Source organism: Mesorhizobium sp. B2-4-7 (assembly GCF_006442685.1).
In the GTDB taxonomy this organism is placed as follows: domain Bacteria; phylum Pseudomonadota; class Alphaproteobacteria; order Rhizobiales; family Rhizobiaceae; genus Mesorhizobium.
Map to the genome: position 1 here is coordinate 271,167 of NZ_VFVH01000005.1, position 19,319 is coordinate 290,485.

16 protein-coding genes are annotated in these 19,319 nt (G+C 62.4%); 7 read left to right on the forward strand and 9 right to left on the reverse strand.

The window, feature by feature from the left end; translation table 11 throughout:
* Nucleotides 1–54 precede the first annotated feature (54 nt).
* Complete coding sequence (locus FJ946_RS16895; protein WP_140565542.1) at nt 55–2,082, reverse strand: amidase; 2,028 nt, start codon at nt 2,080–2,082, stop codon at nt 55–57.
* A gap of 343 nt (nt 2,083–2,425) precedes the next feature.
* Here FJ946_RS16895 and FJ946_RS16900 point away from each other — a divergent pair, with 343 nt between their 5' ends.
* The gene (locus tag FJ946_RS16900; protein ID WP_246673069.1) at nt 2,426–2,656 is read left to right on the forward strand and encodes a hypothetical protein; all 231 of its coding nucleotides are present in this window, start codon (nt 2,426–2,428) and stop codon (nt 2,654–2,656) included.
* A 66-nt stretch (nt 2,657–2,722) separates the two neighbouring features.
* Here the strand turns inward: FJ946_RS16900 and FJ946_RS16905 are convergent, their stop codons facing one another.
* Together FJ946_RS16905 and FJ946_RS16910 are read right to left on the reverse strand one after the other, a co-directional pair.
* Nucleotides 2,723–3,871, reverse strand: a complete 1,149-nt coding sequence (locus FJ946_RS16905; protein WP_140521370.1) for an amidohydrolase — start codon at nt 3,869–3,871, stop codon at nt 2,723–2,725.
* A 98-nt stretch (nt 3,872–3,969) separates the two neighbouring features.
* Nucleotides 3,970–4,413: an SRPBCC family protein gene (locus FJ946_RS16910; RefSeq protein ID WP_140499234.1), complete on the reverse strand. Its 444-nt coding sequence runs from the start codon at nt 4,411–4,413 to the stop codon at nt 3,970–3,972.
* A 248-nt stretch (nt 4,414–4,661) separates the two neighbouring features.
* Between FJ946_RS16910 and FJ946_RS16915 the strand changes: the two genes are divergently transcribed.
* The 4 genes from FJ946_RS16915 to FJ946_RS16930 are packed head-to-tail and all read left to right on the forward strand — an operon-like array spanning nt 4,662 to nt 8,522.
* Nucleotides 4,662–5,522: a xanthine dehydrogenase family protein subunit M gene (locus FJ946_RS16915; protein ID WP_140565539.1), complete on the forward strand. Its 861-nt coding sequence runs from the start codon at nt 4,662–4,664 to the stop codon at nt 5,520–5,522.
* Nucleotides 5,522–5,998, forward strand: coding sequence for a (2Fe-2S)-binding protein (locus FJ946_RS16920; protein WP_140517305.1), 477 nt, complete (start codon nt 5,522–5,524; stop codon nt 5,996–5,998). The genes FJ946_RS16915 and FJ946_RS16920 overlap by 1 nt, the downstream gene beginning before the upstream one ends.
* A 2-nt stretch (nt 5,999–6,000) precedes the next feature.
* Nucleotides 6,001–8,265: a xanthine dehydrogenase family protein molybdopterin-binding subunit gene (locus tag FJ946_RS16925; RefSeq protein ID WP_140565536.1), complete on the forward strand. Its 2,265-nt coding sequence runs from the start codon at nt 6,001–6,003 to the stop codon at nt 8,263–8,265.
* A gap of 11 nt (nt 8,266–8,276) precedes the next feature.
* The gene (locus FJ946_RS16930) at nt 8,277–8,522 is read left to right on the forward strand and encodes a MoaD/ThiS family protein (protein WP_140565534.1); all 246 of its coding nucleotides are present in this window, start codon (nt 8,277–8,279) and stop codon (nt 8,520–8,522) included.
* 100 nt (nt 8,523–8,622) lie between these two features.
* On the opposite strand, the gene FJ946_RS16935 is transcribed toward FJ946_RS16930, so the two are convergent.
* The 5 genes from FJ946_RS16935 to FJ946_RS16955 all read right to left on the reverse strand — a co-directional run bounded on the left by FJ946_RS16935 (nt 8,623) and on the right by FJ946_RS16955 (nt 15,054).
* Entirely contained in the window at nt 8,623–9,366 is a 744-nt protein-coding gene (locus FJ946_RS16935) for a hypothetical protein (RefSeq protein WP_140565531.1), read from the reverse strand.
* A 2-nt stretch (nt 9,367–9,368) separates the two neighbouring features.
* Complete coding sequence (locus tag FJ946_RS16940) at nt 9,369–10,484, reverse strand: hypothetical protein (RefSeq protein WP_140565529.1); 1,116 nt, start codon at nt 10,482–10,484, stop codon at nt 9,369–9,371.
* Nucleotides 10,477–12,681: a sensor histidine kinase gene (locus FJ946_RS16945; protein ID WP_181167673.1), complete on the reverse strand. Its 2,205-nt coding sequence runs from the start codon at nt 12,679–12,681 to the stop codon at nt 10,477–10,479. The genes FJ946_RS16940 and FJ946_RS16945 overlap by 8 nt, the downstream gene beginning before the upstream one ends.
* Nucleotides 12,674–14,257, reverse strand: a complete 1,584-nt coding sequence (locus FJ946_RS16950) for a class I SAM-dependent methyltransferase (RefSeq protein ID WP_181167672.1) — start codon at nt 14,255–14,257, stop codon at nt 12,674–12,676. Before FJ946_RS16950 ends, FJ946_RS16945 begins: the two co-directional genes overlap by 8 nt.
* Before the next feature lie 365 nt (nt 14,258–14,622).
* The gene (locus tag FJ946_RS16955; RefSeq protein WP_140565517.1) at nt 14,623–15,054 is read right to left on the reverse strand and encodes a DOPA 4,5-dioxygenase family protein; all 432 of its coding nucleotides are present in this window, start codon (nt 15,052–15,054) and stop codon (nt 14,623–14,625) included.
* Between the two features lie 402 nt (nt 15,055–15,456).
* On the opposite strand from FJ946_RS16955, the gene FJ946_RS16960 reads away from it, so the two are divergent.
* Both FJ946_RS16960 and FJ946_RS30785 read left to right on the forward strand, forming a co-directional pair.
* Nucleotides 15,457–16,290: a methyltransferase domain-containing protein gene (locus FJ946_RS16960; RefSeq protein ID WP_246673068.1), complete on the forward strand. Its 834-nt coding sequence runs from the start codon at nt 15,457–15,459 to the stop codon at nt 16,288–16,290.
* Nucleotides 16,291–16,493: 203 nt separating this feature from the next.
* Nucleotides 16,494–16,637, forward strand: a complete 144-nt coding sequence (locus FJ946_RS30785; protein ID WP_181167671.1) for a hypothetical protein — start codon at nt 16,494–16,496, stop codon at nt 16,635–16,637.
* Nucleotides 16,638–16,646: 9 nt separating this feature from the next.
* Here FJ946_RS30785 and FJ946_RS16965 read toward each other — a convergent pair whose 3' ends face one another.
* Nucleotides 16,647–18,968, reverse strand: coding sequence for a cation:proton antiporter (locus tag FJ946_RS16965; RefSeq protein WP_140565512.1), 2,322 nt, complete (start codon nt 18,966–18,968; stop codon nt 16,647–16,649).
* Nucleotides 18,969–19,319 lie beyond the last annotated feature (351 nt).

Sequence of the window (19,319 nt, forward strand, 5' to 3'; positions counted from 1 at the left end):
TAATTTCGCAGGTTCACATAGCCCGGCGCGAAATTGGCCCGCGTGGGCTCATCGTCATTCAATCCCGCCGGTGACCACATAGGCGCCCGCGCTGCGTCCATCCCGCAGCCGCATCACCGCCGTGACGATCGAGCCGTAGGGGCCGCGCCAGACGCTGTGGATCCGTTGATGCTCCGCGGCCGGGACAAACGCCCGGCCGGTCAGACGCGCGCCGGCTCGGCGCATCGCGACGGCATCTCCGTTGACGTGCACCTTGATGCTGGCGTGCTCCGTCTCGGTTGCGTCGACGGGGAGGTCGAGCGTGATGACGATCTCGTCCTGATCGCCGCTGTCGCGCGTCTCGGCCGCAAGCTTGATCGCGAGCGCAGGTGCCTTGCCATTGCCGGCTTGATTGGCCCGGCGCGAAAATACATCGTCGGCGAGTTCCGGCGTGCGCGGCGGCTGGGTGCGGCGCTGCGTGGAGCGTTCGAAGTCGCCAGCTATGCGCAGCAGCCTTTCATCGTCATAGGCCTTGCCGGCGAAGGTCAGGCCGACCGGCATGCCGATGTCGGCCATGGTGCCCATCGGCACGGTAACGGTCGGGATGCCGAAATGCCGCCACACCAGATTGCCGTTGGCGACCCAGGTGCCGTTGCGCCAGGCAAGCGCCGCGGAGGCCTCAGTGATGTCGGCATCGGCGGGCCCGACATCGGCGACGGCAGGCAGCACGACGGCATCAAGCCTGTTCGCGTCCAGCCAGTCCTCGAAATCGAGCCGCCGCGTCGCTTCCAGCCCTTTCAGCCCGTCCTCCATCGTCGGAATGGCCCGGAACGGCGTGACGCCTGATTTCGCGCGCTCGACATACTGTGCCAAGTCGAAACCGCCTTCATAACGGTCGGGCAGCGTGCCCTGTGGTTGCGGAAAGATTTTCGGGCCGTCGACCGAAGCGAGATCGGGGATGTTCGGATCGGCGTTCGCGCGTAAGAAGTCATCCCAGGCTGAGATGCAGAGGTCCCAGATTTCGCGGTCGGCGAAGTCCGGCGGCACCAGAGCGCGGTCGACCATGGTGCGCGCGCCGGGGCGATCGCGCTCGTAGTTGGAGACGACAGGAAAATCGACCTCCATCACCTCGGCTCCAAGCCGTGTCAGGTCCGCCGCCGCTTGCTCCCAGAGATCAAGCACGGAGGCGCGGGTTTCGATCGGCCGGTCGGCGCCGCTGTCGCGGCCGATATACATTCTGGGTACGCCAAGCCGCATGCCTTTCAGCGACCCCGCTAGCGCCAGATCGGTATAGCGCGGCGGTCGGATTTCGGAACTCTTCGGCAGCGCGATCCAGGGCTGCGCGCGCCAGAAATCGCCCCGCGTCTCGGGATCGTCGGCGACGATCACATCCAGCAATTCGAGCATGTCGGGCACGCTGCGCGTGTGCGGCACGACGACATCCATGGTCGGCACAAGGGGCCAGTTGCCGCGCACCGAAATGACACCGCGCGAGGGCGTATAGGCTACCAGCGCGTTGTTGGTGGCCGGCGCACGCCCGGACGACCAGGTTTCTTCGCCAAGCCCGAAAGCGCAGAAGCTCGCCGCTGTCGCGGTGCCCGAGCCATTCGAGGAGCCGGACGCGAAGGCGGCGGTCAGGTAATCGGCATTGTAGGGGCTTTCGGCGCGGCCATAGACTCCGCGCTGCATGCCGCCATTGGCCATGGGCGGCATGTTGGTGAGGCCGATCAGCACCGCGCCGCCGGCGCGCAGCCGGGCGACGGTGAAGGCGTCCTCGTTGGCGATGAGATGCTCGAAGGCCGGCGAGCCGGCGGCAACAGTCAAGCCGGACACTTTGTAACTGTCCTTGGCGGTGTAGGGGATGCCATCGAGCGGGCCGAGCGTCTTGCCCTGGCTGCGGCGCCGATCCGAAGCCGCGGCGTCCTCGAACATATCAGGATTGAGAACCGGGACCGCATTGAGACTGATGCCGTGCCGGTCGAAATGCGCGATGCGCCTGAGATAAGCACCGACAAGTTCGACGCTGCTCACCGTGCCGTCGTCGAGTGCGCGCCGCAACTGTTCGATCGTCGCTTCGACGATGTGAAAGCTGGCATCGATCATCTTCTGGCCCCTGGCGATCGTTTCCAGGCATGGATGAGCGAGGCCGCCGGCTTCGGCAAGGGCCAATCGCGATTGACGGTGGTCCTGGCGGGTCGGGCGCGGTGCCGCGATTGCATATCCCGGTTGGCAAAAAGCGGCTGACCGATGCAACCTCTAATAGAGACGGCGCGTCAGGTGCCTTCTGGAGCGGCGAGGTCCGGATCCGGCAACGAGGAGTTGCGCCTCTGGTGTCGTCCGTGGGCAACTATTCGCCAAATAGTGAATATCAGTCCCTCAAAACGACTTGCAAGCGTAAGCTGAAGCTCGCAGAAGTTGCGGCGGAAGCATGCATTGAAGAAAACTCATGCCGCCATCCCAGCATGAAGGGGGAATCATGCCTGACCAGAATGCCCTAATCCGCGCTGCCATAGGGCGGCTGCTCGCCGAAAAAACCGGGGTTGCCGCCCTTTCGATGAAGGAAAGCATTGACGAACTGCTGGAGAGAACCGGCGAGACGATGACCGAGGACCGCCTGCAGGACCTGCTGCTCGAGATGGCCGAGGTCCGTGGAATGACGGTTGTTCTCGACGTTTAGCGAAGCCGTTCCGCCACAGCCCGGGCGTGGCGTGCCGGCTCGCCCCGATCGGCCATCCGGCCTGCCTCACCCCAGCAAATTGCGCGCCGTGCGCATGAAGATCCTTGAGCCGATCGGGATCAAGTCGTCGGGGAAATCATAGTCGGGATTGTGCAGGGCAGGGTGGCGCTCGCCGGCGCCGAGGAAGAACATCGCCGACGTCGCGCTGTGGCCGAACAAGCCGAAATCCTCCGAGGCACGCATCGGCAGGGCCTCTTGCGTGTGTGCGACGCCCTCTTCGTCGAGGGCGCGTTGGAGATGCTCCACCGCGTCCGGCGCGTTGACGCTGGCGACGAAGATCTCGTGGTAGTCCCAGCTTGCGGACAGGCGATGCTGGCCGGCGATCTTCGTGACCAGCGCTTCCGCGGCGGCGCACAGATCCGCCATGCGCTCGTCGCGCCTGGTGCGCAGCGTCGCCCAGACCTCGGCGTGGGCGGGCGCGATGCCGAACACGGCCTCGCCCATCTCGGCGTGGGTCACGGTGACCATGCCGAAATCGTCGTCGGCGAACGTTCCGTGCCCGAGCGCGGGCAGGGCAGGCATCAACGCGCTGATCGCCGGCATCGGCGAAATTCCGGTCTCGGGCATGGAGGAATGCGCGGTCTTGCCCTCCAGCACGATGCGCATGCCGCGCGAGGCGCAGTTGACCACGCCGGGCTTGAGCCGCACCTCGCCGAACGGCACGCCGGGCAGATTGTGCAGCGAGAAGGCGAAATCGGGCGCGATCTCGCCGAAGCGGGGATCGGCCACCACCCCGGCGGCGCCATTGCCGGTTTCTTCCGCCGGTTGGAACATCAGCACGATGCGACCGCTGGCGGGCCGCTCGCGCCCGAGCTGGCGTCCGAGCGCCGCCAGGATCGCGGTGTGTCCGTCATGGCCGCACATATGCGACTTGCCTGGCACGCGCGAGGCATGCGGCACGCCGGACAGTTCTTCGATCGGCAGCGCGTCGAGTTCCGAACGAAACAGGACGGTTGGTCCGTTTTTGCCGCTGTCGTAGACGGCCGCGACACCATGCCCGCCCAATCCGGTCAGCACCTTGTCGGGATTGGTATCGGCGAGGAAGTCGACGACGGCTTTTGCCGTCTTTTCCTCCTCGTTCGAGATTTCCGGCTGCTGGTGCAACTTGCGCCGCCATTCGGTCAGCTCGACGATGTCCCGGTTGGTGAGAGTCATGATTTTGGCCTCCGCTGTATCGCTCACGACGCGCCCGATCGACCGGGCGCGTCGGAAGGATAGCTAGCGGCAAATGGCTGAAACCGCCACCGTCTGGCCTATTGATTTATCTCGGGCTCGACGAGCTTTGCCAGGTTCCGCAGCGACTCCTGCCAGCCGAGATAGCAGGCCTCGACCGGGATGACGTCGGGAATGCCGGCCTGGGTGATGTCGATCTCGGTGCCGACAGATACTTTTTTCAGGGTGACGGTCACCTGGATCTCGCCCGGCAGATTGGGGTCGTCGAACCTGTCGGTGTAGCGCAGGCGCTCACCGGGAACGAGTTCGAGATACTCGCCGCCGAAGGCATGGCTGTCGCCGGTGGTGAAGTTGCGGAACGACATCTTGAACGTGCCGCCCACCTTGCCCTCGAAGTGATGAACCGTGCAGGTGAAGCCGTTCGGCGGCAGCCACTTCGCCAGCGCGTCGGCCTCGACGAAGGCGCGATAGACTTTTTCCGGGCTGGTGGTGAGAACACGGTGCAAACGTACGGTGCCGGGCATATCATATCCTTTCATAATGCCTGTTCGATGCCCCAAGGACGAGCGGGGCCCGGCCAGTCCGACACCGGCTCCTGGAATTTTTTCAGAGCCTCGGCCGCGGCCTGCGCGACTGGCTTACGCCAGTTCAGCCTGGGTTGGGACTCGATTTTGCGGCGGCTGGCCCAATCGTCGAAAATGACGAACCGGATAGCCATTATGAGGAGACTGTTTATAACGGTCGCTGAGATCGCTGTGACCAAGGGGAGACGATGCGCTACATACGTCCACTTTCAATCGAAGATGCCGTTGGCCAGTTGGCCGGATCGGCCGGAACGGCGGCCATTCTCGCCGGAGGCAGCGACCTGCTGGTGAGGATGAAGGGCGGCTTCATCGAACCCGAACTGATCGTCGACATCAAGGCGATCGCGGCCTTGAGCGAAATCAGGGAGACGGCCGACGGCTTCAGCATCGGTGCGGCGGTTCCTTGCGCGGTGCTGGGAGAGAACGCGGCCCTGAAGAAGGCCTGGCCCGGCGTCGTCGAGGCGGCCAAGCTGATCGGCTCGAAGCAGGTGCAGGGACGCTGCACCATCGTTGGCAATCTGTGCAACGCCTCGCCGGCGGCCGACAGCGTGCCGGCGCTGGTGGCGGCCGGCGCCAGGGCGGTGATCGTCGGGCCCGCGGGCCGGCGCACCATTGCGGTGGAGGCGGTGCCGACCGGACCGGGCAAGACGTCGCTCACCAAGGGTGAGATCATCGAGGCGATCCTGCTCGACAGCCAAGCGGAGCGCTCGGGCGACGCGTATCTCAGGTTCATTCCCCGCACCGAGATGGATATCGCGGTGGTCAGCGCCGGCGTGAACCTGACGCTCGACGAGCAAGGTGTCGTCAAGGCGGCCCGCGTGGCGCTGGGCGCCGCCGCGCCCACGGTGCTTCTGGTGCAGGAGGCCGCCGAGGCCCTCATCGGCAGGACGCTGGACGAAGCCGCGCTCGAGCGGCTCGCCAAGGTCTGCTCCGGGGCCTGCCGGCCCATCGACGACAAGCGGGGCACGATCGAGTTCAGACGGAAAGTCGCGGGCGTGCTGGCCAGGCGGGCCGCCACGTCAGCCTACAAGCGTGCAGGAGGCAAGTGATGGCCGGTGTAGCAGTTTCAACCACGATCAACGGCGACAGCGTCGAGTATCTCTGCCAGCCCGACGAGACGCTGCTCGACGTGCTGCGCGACCGGCTCGGGCTGACCGGCGCCAAGGAAGGCTGCGGCACCGGCGACTGCGGCGCCTGCAGCGTCATCCTCGACGACCGGCTGGTGTGCTCGTGCCTGGTGCTGGGCGCGGAGGCGCAAGGGCGCCGCGTGGAGACCGTCGAGGGCATGGCGCATGGCGACCGGTTGCATCCGCTGCAGCAGAAATTCCTGGAGCACGCCGCGCTGCAATGCGGCGTCTGCACGCCGGGCTTCCTGATCGCGGCGAAGGATCTTTTGGCCAAGAACCCCGACCCGACCGAGGAGGAGATCCGCTTCGGCCTCGCCGGCAACCTGTGCCGCTGCACCGGCTATGACAAGATCGTGCGCGCCGTCCAGGACGCGGCAAGCGTGATGAAGGGAGCCTGACGATGAATTTCGATCCGCGTTTTTCCAATCGCAATTTCGCTTCGGTCGGCACGCGTCCCATCCGTCCCGACGGCGTCGACAAGGTGACCGGCCGCGCCCGCTACGGTGCCGACTTCAACATGGCCGGCCAGTTGGTCGGGCGTGTGCTGCGCAGCCCGCACGCGCACGCCAAGATCAGGAAGATCGACACTTCGAAGGCGGAAAAGCTCGCCGGCGTGAAGGCGGTGATCACCGCCGCCGACCTGCCCGACCTCACCGATGGCGATGCCGCCATGTACGACATCCTCGACAATTGCATGGCGCGCACCAAGGCGCTCTATGACGGCCATGCGGTGGCCGCTGTCGCCGCGATCGACGCCCGCACCGCCAGGCAGGCGCTGAAGCTGATCGAGGTCGACTACGAGGTGCTGCCGCATGTCACCGATGTCGACGAGGCGATGCAGCACCACGCCCCGCTGATCAACGAGACCATCTTCACCGAGGGGCTGGAGGAAAAGCCGGTCAAGCCGTCCAACGTCACCAAGCGCAGCCAGTTCGGCCATGGCGACGTCCATCAGGGTTTTGGGCAGGCCGACTTCATCGTCGAGCGCTCCTTCAAGACCGAGCAGACGCACCAGGGCTATATCGAGCCGCATGCCTGCGTGGCCAATGTCAGCTCCGACGGCACGGCGGACCTGTGGGTGTGCACTCAGGGGCATTTCGTCTATCGCCAGCATTGCGCCCAGTTGCTGGGCATGGAAGCCTCGAAGCTGCGCGTCACCTCCTCCGAGATCGGCGGCGGCTTCGGCGGCAAGACCCATGTCTGGGCCGAGCCGGTGGCGCTCGCTCTGTCGCGCAAGGCCGGCCGCCCGGTGAAGCTGGTGATGACCCGCGACGAGGTGTTCCGCGCCTCGGGTCCGACCAGCGCCACCTCGATCGACGTCAAGATCGGCGCCCGCAAGGACGGCACGATCACCGCGGCGGAAGCGACGCTGCGCTACACCAGCGGCCCCTATGCCGGCACCTGGGCCGAGATCGGCGCCATGACGGCGTTTGCCTGCTACCGGCTGGAGAACGTCAAGACCGTCGGCTACGAAGTGCTGGTCAACCGGCCGAAGACGGCGGCCTATCGCGCGCCATCGGCGCCGATGGCGGCCTTCGCGGTGGAAAGCGCCGTCGACGAGCTCGCCAAGGAGATCGGCATGGACCCGGTCGACTTCCGCATCAGGAACGCGGCGCAGGAAGGCACGCGATCATCCTACGGCCCGGTCTATGGCCCCATCGGCATCGGCCCGACGCTGGAGGCGGTGAAGAACCATGCGCATATGAAGGCGCCGCTGGGTAAGAACCAGGGCCGCGGCATGGCCTGCGGCTTCTGGTTCAATTTCGGCGGCCAGACCTGCACCGACCTCAACATCGGCATGGACGGCTCGGTCTCGCTTGCCGTCGGCACGGTGGATGTCGGCGGTTCGCGCGCGTCGCTATCGCTGGTGGCGGCGGAGGAGCTCGGCATCGATTATTCGCAGGTCAAGGCCGTCGTCGCCGACACCTCCAGCCTCGGCTACAACGACATGACCGACGGCAGCCGCGGCACCTTCTCCTCCTCCATGGCGACCATCTCGGCTGCCCGCAACGCCATCAAGGTGTTGCGCGAGCGCGCCGCGCAGATGTGGGACATTTCCGTCGACGACGTGGTCTGGGAACAGGGCCATGCGGTGGCCAAGGGCGAGAAGCACGGCAATCTCGGCAAGCTGTCGCTGAAGGAGATCGCGGCGCAATCCGGCAAGACCGGCGGGCCGATCGCCGGCCATAGCGAGCTCGTCGCGGACGGCGCCGGCGTTTCCTTCGCCACCCATATATGCGACATCGAGGTCGACCCCGACACCGGCTCGACCAGGGTGATCCGCTACACCGTGGTGCAGGACGCCGGCAAGGCGGTGCACCCGACCTATGTCGAGGGCCAGTACCAGGGCGGTGCCGCGCAAGGCATCGGCTGGGCGCTCAACGAGGAGTATATTTACGGCAAGGACGGGCGGCTGCAGAACGCCGGCTTCCTCGACTATCGCATCCCGGTCTGCTCCGACCTGCCGATGATCGACACGCAGATCCTGGAAATCCCCAACCCCAACCACCCCTATGGCGTGCGCGGCGTCGGCGAGACCTCGATCGTGCCGCCGCTGGCGGCAATCGCCAACGCGGTGTCGAACGCCGCCGGCGTGCGCATGACCCACATCCCGATGTCGCCGCCGCGCATCCTGGCGGCGATCGAGGCGGAACGGGAAGGCTAGGCTCCAGCGCGATGGTCGAAGTCACGCTCTGGGGGGCGCTGGGCACCGCCGCCGGGGGCAAGAGCAAGGTCGAGGTCGAGGCCAAGGATATAAGGGAGCTGTTCAGGAAACTGGCTGAACAGTATCCCGGCCTGGAGCCGCTGATCGACCGGGGGATCGCGGTGGCGATCGACGGGGTGATTTATCGGGATACGTGGTCGAAGAAGCTGCCGCCGGGGGCGGAGATTTTTTTGCTGCCGCGGCTGGCTGGGGGGTGAGGGGAGGCTGGCTGTCATGTCAATCATTTGAGCAGCGGCTGTTTTGCCTCTCATGTGGGCATCCCGAGCATCCCAACGCGTCCAAAACCGACACTGTGTCTCAGGCCGAGAATTTACCGTTAATGCAAAAATGTCCCAGCAAAATTCGCCTACGCTTCTCATCCACCAGCGCGTCGGCATACATAGCCCACAAGCGGTTTTGGCAGCGATCGATTACATTGGAGTATTCCGGGTCGTTCATAAGCTTCCGCCAAACGACACCATCGTGTTGAGCCAGCGCAAAGTTAATCGCCGCAGAAGGGCACATTGGGACAACTGGTATTCTCGGACCAGGGTTTTGCATTAGCCCTCTCCATTCGAAACCAGTGATTTTTAAGTCCGGCCCTGGGGCAAAACCGGGCACGCCAGCAAAAGCGTCTTGAGCATGTCCCCCTCTTTGAAAATGGAACAGAGGGTGGGACTCTTTGGGGAGATTGCCCTCTTGTTTTACCTGAGTGTCGATTCTCCAGTGATCCTCCAGCGTAGCAAAGCCCCCATCAATTGGCAGTTTACCTCGAACGCAAACTTGAATTTCGGAAAATACGTCTTCTATCGCGCTGTCGTTTGAGATCGAGCTTCCAAAGCGAAATGAGATGCTCGCATCAAGCAACTCGGTATTGGCAGGATGAATACCTTGCCGTGGAAGCACCATCGGCACCATGCCTGCAAGCATTTTGCCATTGCGAGATGCCCCCTGAAAAGATCCGTGAAGTCCCGCGATTGCATCAGCAATCATCTCTGTCTCGGGAACCCGGCGTAGTGGGTTTTGAAGTTCAATAACATCTTCGATAATCGAATCTAACACGGTTATCGCAGCTCCGCTGCCAACCGGTCGAGGTCGCGTCGGTTTAACCGCCGGTCGTCCTTGTTTCGAAGCGCCACGCCAATAGACGCATAAAGTGGATCGACCCATGGCGCCAAATCTGCCCGAGGCGTGAGGCGCACGCCATACTTCGGATCAACTGGCAAAAACTCAGGGGGATTTTGCTCGTTACTCAGTTGACACTGCCGCCATGGGCGATGGCCGGGGCTTATAAGAGGCATCTTGAGAGCGGCAAGCTCTACACCCAACTCTTTCGAGAGAACTGCTGCACGTTCTCCCGCAGGTGTTGATGCCAAAGGGTTCTCTGCGCTTTTCAATGACATCCATGCCAGTTCAAGCCCCCGTGCCCACCACCGGGGCGAGAACCCGTGTCCCAATCCCGAATAAGCAAATCCGGCGACGAAAGAGGCTATCTTATCCCAATGTTTCTTAGCACTGTCCGGGTCTATGGCTAGACGCGTAATCAGAAGGTTGTGACCAATAAGAAGGCCTGGAGGGCCCAAGAATGAGCGGATGAACGCCCCCGCGGCAACGTGAGTGGCATGCGAGTGTCCATCTTCTATTCTCGCAAGCAAACCGGGGTGAAGCCATTCCTCGATGCGTTGACCATCAATATTAAATAGCTTATTAAATTCCAATTTCCCTTTATCGAATGCAAGAAGTCCTTCATAGACGGTTCGTGTACTAACAATTCTGCGCGCAAATTCATCGCGATGCTTACCAACATCGGACTTGTTTATCTTATCGTCAAAAAGATCATCGCTAGCCGGGTCTCCTGAAACATTCTTCTGTATCGGAAGAATATTAGCAAATCGAATAACTGGATATTCTGGGCCGCCGGATTTTTGGAAGGCTCGTATGTCCTGCGCCAAACCGAGACCGGTACCGTGCTCACCTGCCTCCCCGGATAGCTCGACGTCCATTAGAACACCCTTTGGATGAGCGCCCGTTAAAAGCAACTCACGGCCGACCGACGGCCGCGCGACAACGATTTCGAGCGGGTCAGATCCTTCCGCGAATGCATCCCGATACGAGGCAGCGCTCGCGTCATCATCGTCAACAAAGAGCCACTTTCCCTCGACATCGCCTCTGTCAACCATTGTCGCTCTCCTCCGGCAGAAGAAGCTGAAAGCACGTTGAATATCCTTCCGGTGGATCTACGACTGCTACGCTGCCGCCGGCATTGGTCGCAATTTGCTCAACGATCCAAAGGCCTAATCCGGTGCCCTGAGCATGTTCGTTGTCGGAAGCGCTCGAAGTCGGCGCACTCTGTCGCGTGACGAATGCCTCAAATATCCGCTCGCGCATCTCAGTAGGCACCCCATCGCCGGAGTCGCAGAACCGGAGTCTGACCCTGTTGTCCTCTGTGTCTCGATCCGCCACAACCAAGATCTTCCTTGCGTTGCTTGTACGCTTCATCGCCTTTAATGCATTGGTGTGAAAGTTCAAAAGAACTGACGCGAGCTCCGCTTCGTGCATCGGGGCAGTGTACAGGGGATCCAGCGGAGGTGTCTCAACCTCGATCTTTGTAGCTTGGGTTTCCGCGTGCGCTCGTATCCCCCGCGCAAAGTCCTCAACTGCTTTGCTCAGGCTCACCGGATGAATCTCGCGAAGCGCGCGGCTCGCAACTGTGGCGTTCAGGTAGCCAGTTAGGGTGTCTAAACGAACCAAAGCTTCTCGCGCTCGCGAAGCCAACTCCAAGAATTTTTTATCGTCTTGCTTTGCCGAGACTGCGACCTCAAAAACCCGTTCCAGGTCCAACCTGAAGGCTTCGAATGCCATTCCCGTCTCATGGCTGAACTCAGCAGTCGTCATGCCGAGCGAGGAGAGAAGCCTCATCATTGCGCCTGCATCAGCAACTAGACGTCGCTCGGTTGCAATGATTTGCTCTTGCTGCTCGATTACTTTCTCTGCCGCTGCAGCACTTTCTACTAGAAGCTTTGCAGGCCCGGGATCGGATGAAGAGTTGGCGACACTCTCGGCTGCTTCACGGGCAGCGCGCATAGCAGCACGCGCTTCGGATAAAGCTGTCGTTATCTCCGGCCGTGGAGAAGGTGTGCTCGTCCTAGTCTTGCGTCCGCGGTCGGCTTGGATTTCAGTCGCCGCTGTGATGAGCGTCGAGGAGGTGACGTTTCGAAGCTCCCGGAAAGCCGTAGTTTCTATTAAGCCCTCGCGGGAAGTGTGTTCCTCGAACAGGGCACCTTCCGGGTCAGAAATCTCAACAACACCGAAGAAGTTTCTATTTGCGATCGGCGCGAGGAAGTCTCGACGGCTATAGATCTCGTCAAGTCTCAACCAGTCGTCGTCTCGCTCACCGTAGGGTGTTACCCTAAAGCCATTTCGATAAAGCCTAATGCCTCCTTCACGAGATAGTATATCCCTGACCCGAGTAAAGACTACACTCGGTAGCAAAGTAGGATCAAGGATGACATGATAGGCTTTCATTGCAACATTTCGAAGTGACCCATAGCTTGCCGCTTCAGAATTATCGCGAGCCTCATGGTGTATAGGTCGCCAGTCCCTTAACTCGCCGAAAGCATTTTTTGTTATTCGCCACATGGCCCGACCGCGATCATCGATCCGCATTTCAATAATCACAGGCAAGTGGTCGAGTATCTCGGTCTGCATATTGGCGACGACGGTCTCATCCTGGAAAAGGCCGCCGCCGTCGCGGAACTCCACTGCAAATCCCGGATCGATCATTGGATCCTTAACAGGCGTAACGGGAAAGGGCTGCTGCAGCGCCAAGACACTCCGCCAACAGCTTCTGATTTGACCCGGCGACCAGTCGTCATTCAAGCCTTCAATTCTTAGCGTTGTCCCTGGCGCGGTAGCAGGCGATTTGCGGAGAATGACGCTGACGTCATCGAGGCGTTTCCCCGCTTTGAACTGGGTCCAGTCTGCAACGAGCTGCCATGCTGATGGTCCGCCGTCGACCTGCGTCGTTAGAACGAGGCGATTGCCGAGGCGTTGAGCCGAGAACCTCCCTATCCCTTTTCGACCGGCTCGTGTGCGCCTGTACTTAGGCGATTTGGGCTCAACGACTTTTAAATCCGACGCGAGCCTCAAGAAGCCGTTTACGATATCATCTCGCGACATGCCGACGCCGTTGTCTTGTATCGACAGCACGGCGCCCGGACCTCCCCTGCCGTCGAACGAGACCGTGACAGAGGTTGCGTCAGCGTCATAGGCATTCTTGACCAATTCAACGAGAGCTGTCTCCTGCTTTGCAACGAGTTCGCGCCCAAGCCGATTCACAATTGCTGCATCAGCATGAAAGTTGACGATCTCAGACATTGCTATACTCGAATTGGCGGGCTTCTCCGCGTCGTCTTGCATCACGAACGTGTTCGAGCATTTCTTCGAGCTCACGGGCCGTTGTCAGCCATTCCGCGCCGAGGATCGGCGGAAGCACCATAGCGTCCGCGAGGCGACGAGCTTCGTCCATCTGGCCGCTGCGGAGTTTTTTGTCGATGACGAGAACTGCCTCGGAAGCCACACCGTCGGCAAGCGCAAAGACGGGCATCAATCGCGCTTCTTGCAACTCGAACTTCAGCAGACCACCACCGTATCCTCTGCCAATTCCTTCAGCACATAACTGACCAAATGTCGATAAAATGGAAACGACTGCCGAAAGTCGGTCGTGCTCGCTGGTTGCTTTCTTGAAAGTCACTTGATGTAACGTGTTTGTGCAGAACACACCACCTTCTACCAATGCTAAGCGAGGGCCTTTATCGTTCATGTAAGTGAAAACAGCATCACATCTTTCGATCTTGCCGACCATCCACCAAGGCGATCTTTTATTGAGCCACAGTGTTTCCCGCCTGGCCTTCGCATTGATCAACGCCAATCTTGATCGAACGCCACTACCACGTTCACCCAAGTCACGTGGCGTGAGCATCCACGTTTTCTCACCGTTGTGACCGAGCAAATAAAGATCTTGCTTGTCAACAACAATCCCACAGACATGCTTCGCGCGTGTGATTACGGGAGTGAGATCGTTCTTATCGATCTTATGTCTTGCAACCTCTTGTTGGTTCAGGAGAAACACAGCGTTCCTTCCCGTGACGAGGCCGATAGAAATGTCGGCGATCTCTCCAAGCGGTCGAGAAGCACTTGTTAGTGCGTCAAAAGCGGGGGTCCTGGCGTAGGTTCTGCTCAATGCCCCACGCGGCAAGCCGTCGTGGTTCCAAACACCACGAGTTATCGAGGGAGCCGGTCCGGCCTGATACCCATCCGCCAAAACCAGCACACCCCGTTCGTCGGCGGACCCAACCCACAAGGGTTTGTTCGGGAGCTCCTGCAGAGAAAGTTCCTGAAATTCGTTTTTCAGTTGGAGCAAAAGATCTTCGCCATACCGACTAAAGCTCGCGGCAGCGGGCGCGAGAAAGGCCATTCGGCCACCCGGCCGCAAGAACTTACGTGCGTGCAGGGCGAAGTATACCCAGAGGCCCGCCGCACCCTTGACAGGGTATCGCTTTTTGAGTCGCGTTCGCTGTTCGATGCCAAGCTGGTGGTTCCGGGTAAATGGGGGATTGGCCAAGACCACATCAACCGACGCAGTCATTTTCGGGTCAAGATCGAAAAAGTCCGAACAGATCAGATCGACTTCAGGGCCAGTCGTCGTGCTGAGCACATCGATTACAGATTTGTCGACATCACATGCTATGACTCGGACCTTGGGAGCGAGATGTAACGTTCGTGCATGTTCCAGTGCAGGGAGGAGGAGGCCTCCTTCCCCAACGCTGGGTTCGAGAATGCGTTCATGCCCTGTGCGAACAGCCCAGGAGACAATTGAGTTTGCTTCGAAAGCGGGGGTAAAGAACTGACCTAGCAGCTTGCGACTTGGCCGTTCCTGAATCCCCATCTTCATCCACTCACTTCGCCGTCGGCCAGTTCGCCCCATTCGCTTGCCGATCGTATGGAGCTTGTACGACGGGGCAACCCGTCATTGTGATAGAACAGATGTTTATCGGGGCCAAGTCCTTGGTACTGGCCGCATAGATAAAGGTCACTTGCGCATTCGCCCTCGGCGATGGCCGCGGCCGTGGCTGTCGACGATCTTGACATTGTCGCCGACGCCCTTTGAGCAATGCTACATATATGCCTCCGCCCGACTTCGGCGAAAATCGGCATCTCGCGTAAATCCGCGTTCATCTACAACTCACCCGACTGAGACCATCTGGTCCCAGGGCGCGCTCTTCCTCCGAGTTGATCCTTTCAGCCAGAGTTGTGCCCCTAAGCCCCCAGCGTCGGCTCTGTATTCACCCCCAGAGCCTCCTCCGCCTCATCTTCCTCCCCAAGCACCTCGCCCTTCACCGCCAATGCCCGGCCGATCCAGATCGGGTCGACCAGATGGTCGCGCTTGGGGTTGGTGGTGTTGGGGTGGACGAGGATGCTTAGGCCGCCGTGGTTCAGCATCAGCCAGGGCACCAGCGTGGCGAAGATCTCGGTGGCGAAGGAGATTTGGTACATGGCCTGCTGATGCGGGCCGACCGGCCCGTCGCGCCAGTTGCCCAGGCGCACGCGGAAGCGTTCGCCGATGCGCTCGTGCAGCCATTCGGCGTGCTGCCGCTGCGCCTCTCCGTCATAGTAGATGTGGGCGTGGTAGCTGGCGATCTCGGCGAGCGGCCTGGGCTGCCCGGCCGGCGCTGAACTGGCTTTGCCCATCCCGATGCTCCCTTCGCCTGGTGCCAGACGAAACTCTAGCCGAAGCACGGACATCTTGTCTGTAGCCGTGATCCGCCAGCGCGTTTCCAGCGGGCGATGACATGGCCCGGCTCGACCCTTTGGCCACGGGTCCGCCGTATGGCGGTGAATGCTCAGGTCGTGCGAGTTGCCGGTCCAGACTGCGGGTCGCTTGTAGCGCGTACAACGCGGCGCCGCATTCAGATGTCTGCTTTTGGGTAGGCGCAATCAACGTCCTTGCGACCGACATGCGGCGCATCCTGTCCATCCAGCCCTCAACTGACGAGCACAATGACCGGCGCTAGTTCCACTTAGATTCGCAGGGCATTGCGTGATGCCGCTCGGTGCGCTTCTATCCGTGCCGCGTCATTGGGGGGTAATCATTTGTCTGCCAGGAACCAAACGTCCACCGGTCACGAAGCGAGCGAGGCCGGTTGGCTCGACCTTCATTTTGAATCGTCGCGCCCCGAATATGAGGCGGCCTTGCTCGATGCCGGCATCCGCCCGGGCTGGCGCGTGCTCGATGCCGGTTGCGGCAGCGGCGGCTTCCTGCCGCTCATCGCCAGCGCCGTCGGCCCCTCCGGCTTCATCGCCGCGCTCGACCTCGCGCCCGAAAACATCGCCCGGGTCGAGGCCCTCGCGGGCACGCTGTCCGAGCCGCCGGAAATTGCCGCGCATGTCGGCAGCATCCTGTCGCTGCCCTTCGCCGACGCATCGTTCGATTGCGTCTGGTCCGGCAATGTCATGCAGTATCTGACGCCGGCCGAGTTCGAGCTTGCCGTCGGCGAGGCCAGGCGCGTGCTGAAGCCGGGCGGCATCTTGGCGGTCAAGGATTTCGATTCGACCATCTTGCAGATCCTGCCCATGGACCGGGCGCTGCTGGCGCGCTTCATGGCGGCGAGGCTCCAGGGATTTCGCGACCGGGGCGTGCTCGGCACCGATTGCGGTTCGACGCTTCCGGCGCGGCTGCGCCAGGCGGGCCTGGAGGTCGTCAGCCGCAAGGGCTGGCTGGTCGAGCGCTGGGAGCCCGCGCCTCGCTTCACGCGCGACTATGTTGCCGACCTGCTGGCCTATTTCGCCGGCGTCGCGCCGGGCTATGCCCTGCCTGATTCCGACCAGGCCTATTGGCAGGACCTGAAGCAGCGGCCGGATCGCCTCCTCGACGATCCGGACTTCTGCTACCGCGAATTCTTCGTCATGGCGGTCTGCCGGACATAGCGCTCCGCCGCGACGGCCGAAGCCGCGGGCGGGTGCGCGAGGCCGCAGGCAAACCCGATTCCGAGATCGAGACTGAGCCAAACCGCATTCGCCAGCCCTCCGCTCAAATGGCCGGCTTTCGAGCGAATTTCTTCGCGAACCGTTAATTCGGCCGTGCTGTTAATAAGCATCTGCTAATGAACTGGTTCGCGCGGGGGTACGCAATGACCAAGAATCTCGGCAATGCACGCTATGTGCCGCCAAAGGAGCAGCAAGGCTCGGTGCTCGGCAAGGTCGCGCCGGCCTTGTTTCCGCTGGCCGTGGTGGCGCTGGGCTATGTGATCGGCAGGCAGTTCTTCGGCCTATAGGCTCGGCCATCAGGCACCGGTTTCGGCCGCGGCCTCGGGCCTTGCTTCGGCGCGGATGCGGTCGCTTGCCACGAGCACGACCGGGCAGGGGACGGCGGCCAGCACCGCCATGGCGGTGTCGCCGAAGAACAGTTCCTCGCCCGGCCGCTGCGTGACGCCCATCACCACCATCGCCGCCCCCTTGGCCACTTCCCTGGCGATCGCCTTGTCGGGCGTGGCGCGGGCGCGGATGGCGGTGTCGACGGCGACGCCGTAGCGGTCGGCGAGGTCGACGACGTCCTTGAGCACCGCCTCCTCGCGGCGGTGCGAAACGGTGCCTTGCCGGGCGCCTTTGCGCGCCTGCGAGACATAGAGCACCTTGACCCGCGCCCGGTGCGGCCTTGCCAGCGCCAGGGCGAAATCGGCTGCGCGGCGCGACACTTCCGTGCCGTTGACGGGAACGAGGATGGTGGTTCCGGCGCGCAGCACCGGCATCTTGCCCCCGGCGCCGGCACCGTTCAGCACCAGGCAGAGCGGACCGTCGAAGCCGCTGGTCATGTCGTTGAGCGCCTCGGTGAACGATCCCTTCTCGGTCAGCATGGCCTCGAGCCCGACCAGCAGCAGGCCATAGCCCTTGCGCGCCTCCTCGGCGATCGTCCGTGCGGTCGCTTCGCGTTCGCTGCGGGCGGTGAGATGCACCTTCTCGACCGGCGTGTCCTCGGCCTTGCTGACCGCTTTGGCGCTTCTGGCGGCGCCCTTCTTGACCTCCTTCAAGGCACGCTCCGGGCCCTTGTCGCGGGCCGGGCCGGCAAGCCTGCCGTCCTTGAGGTGGAGAAGCGTGGTCGGCATGCCGCTGCCGCCGCCGACCAGGCCCGCGAGATAGGCGGTGAACTTGCCGACCGGGCTGTCGTCGACCAGCAGCAGCAGCCGTTCCAGCTTGGAGACGAAGCCGCGCTCGTCGAGCAGCTCGCGGTCGACGCGCTGCTTCTCGGCGTCTTCGACGGGCAGCCGGCCGAGCGCCCAGCGCAGCATCGGCGGCATGGCGAGCGTGGTGATGACAGCCATGGTGACGATCATGGTGAACAGATTGTGGGACAGGATGTTCATCGACAGGCCGATCGAGGCGACGATCACCTCGGTCGAGCCGCGCGCGTTCATGGCGCTGCCGACGGCGGTCGCCTCCTTCAGCGTCATGCCGGCGAAGCGGCCGCCGATGAAGGCGCCGCCGAACTTGCCGATGCTGGCAATGAGCACCAGCGCCAGCGTCAGCAGCGCCAGCGTCGGGTCGGCAAGCACGGTGAGGTCGGCCGAAAGCCCGGCCATGCCGAAGAAGATCGGCATGAAGAGCGCCGTGATGACGCCGCGCAACTGGCTCTCGATGTGGCTGGACAGGATCGGCGATTCGCCGACCAGTATGCCGGCGACGAAGGCGCCAAGCACGGTGTGGACGCCGATCAGATTGGTGATCAGCGCCATCACGCCCATGATGATCAGGATGACCGATATGACGGCGTACTCGCTGCGGAAGGAATCGTTGCTCCAGCGGATCAGCGTGAACACCAGCCGGCGGCCAATGGTGAAGGAGAACACCATGAACAGCGCCACTTCGGCCACCGTTACCACCAGCGGCACGATTTGGAGGCTGCCATTGGTGGCGATGCCGAAGGTGACGGCGATGATCAGCCAGCCGATCGTGTCCTCGATGATGGCCGAGGAGATGATGACCTGGCCGAGATTGCGGCGCATGAAGTTCATCTCGCGCACCACCATGGCGACGATCTTGACCGAGGAGATCGACAGCGCCGTGCCGAGGAAGAGCCCGGCGACGACGCGCTCGCTGGGGTCGGGCAGCAGCGTGCCGGGCAGGAACTGCGCCAGCGCGAAACCGCAGGCAAAGGGCACGACGACGCCGGTGACCGAGATCGAAAAACACGCCGCGCCCACCCGGCGCACCAGGCGCAGGTCCGTCTCCATGCCGGTGAGCAGCAGGAGCAGCAGGACGCCAAGCTGGGAGACCGCCTCGATCATGCTCTTCTGCGCGGGGTCGGTCGAGAAGATCAGCTGCTGTGCGCCGGGCCAGAGCCAGCCGAACAGGGAAGGCCCCAGCAGGATGCCGCCGATCAGCTGGCCCATGATCGCCGGCTGGCCGTAGCGCTGGAAGATTTCGCCCAGGCCACGGCCGACCAGCAGCAGAAGCACGATCTCGGCGACGAAAACGCCCTCCGCCGAGCCGCCCATGCCCGCGGCGTGGCTGCTTGCCTGGGCTGCCCAGGCCGGGCACGGCGAGGTAAAGGCGGCGAAAAGGATGAGAATGGCAGGAAGAAATCCCGTTTGCGGCCAGTGCCTAGTCATCCAACCCCTCAACGCGGATCAAGTCCGCTGCCCATAAACGTGCAATGCCGCGCAAGGTTGCGGCGGGTCGGGCCAATCTGTTCCGGCCGATCTGTTGGGGTAAGTGCCGACATAAAAGACAGCCCTCTTCTCCCCGTCTCTATACGGGGAGAAGGTGCCGGCAGGCGGATGAGGGGCAGCGCCGACATGGGAGAAATACAGGATCCAGATGCTATTTGCCGAAAGCTTGGCGCCGCCCCTCATTGTCCTGCCGGACATTTCTCCCCGTATAGTGACGGGGAGAAAGGCCCATACCGGCTGGACGCCGCCCGCGGATTGCTTCGCCAATTGTCGGCGTAGCGGCCGCGATCG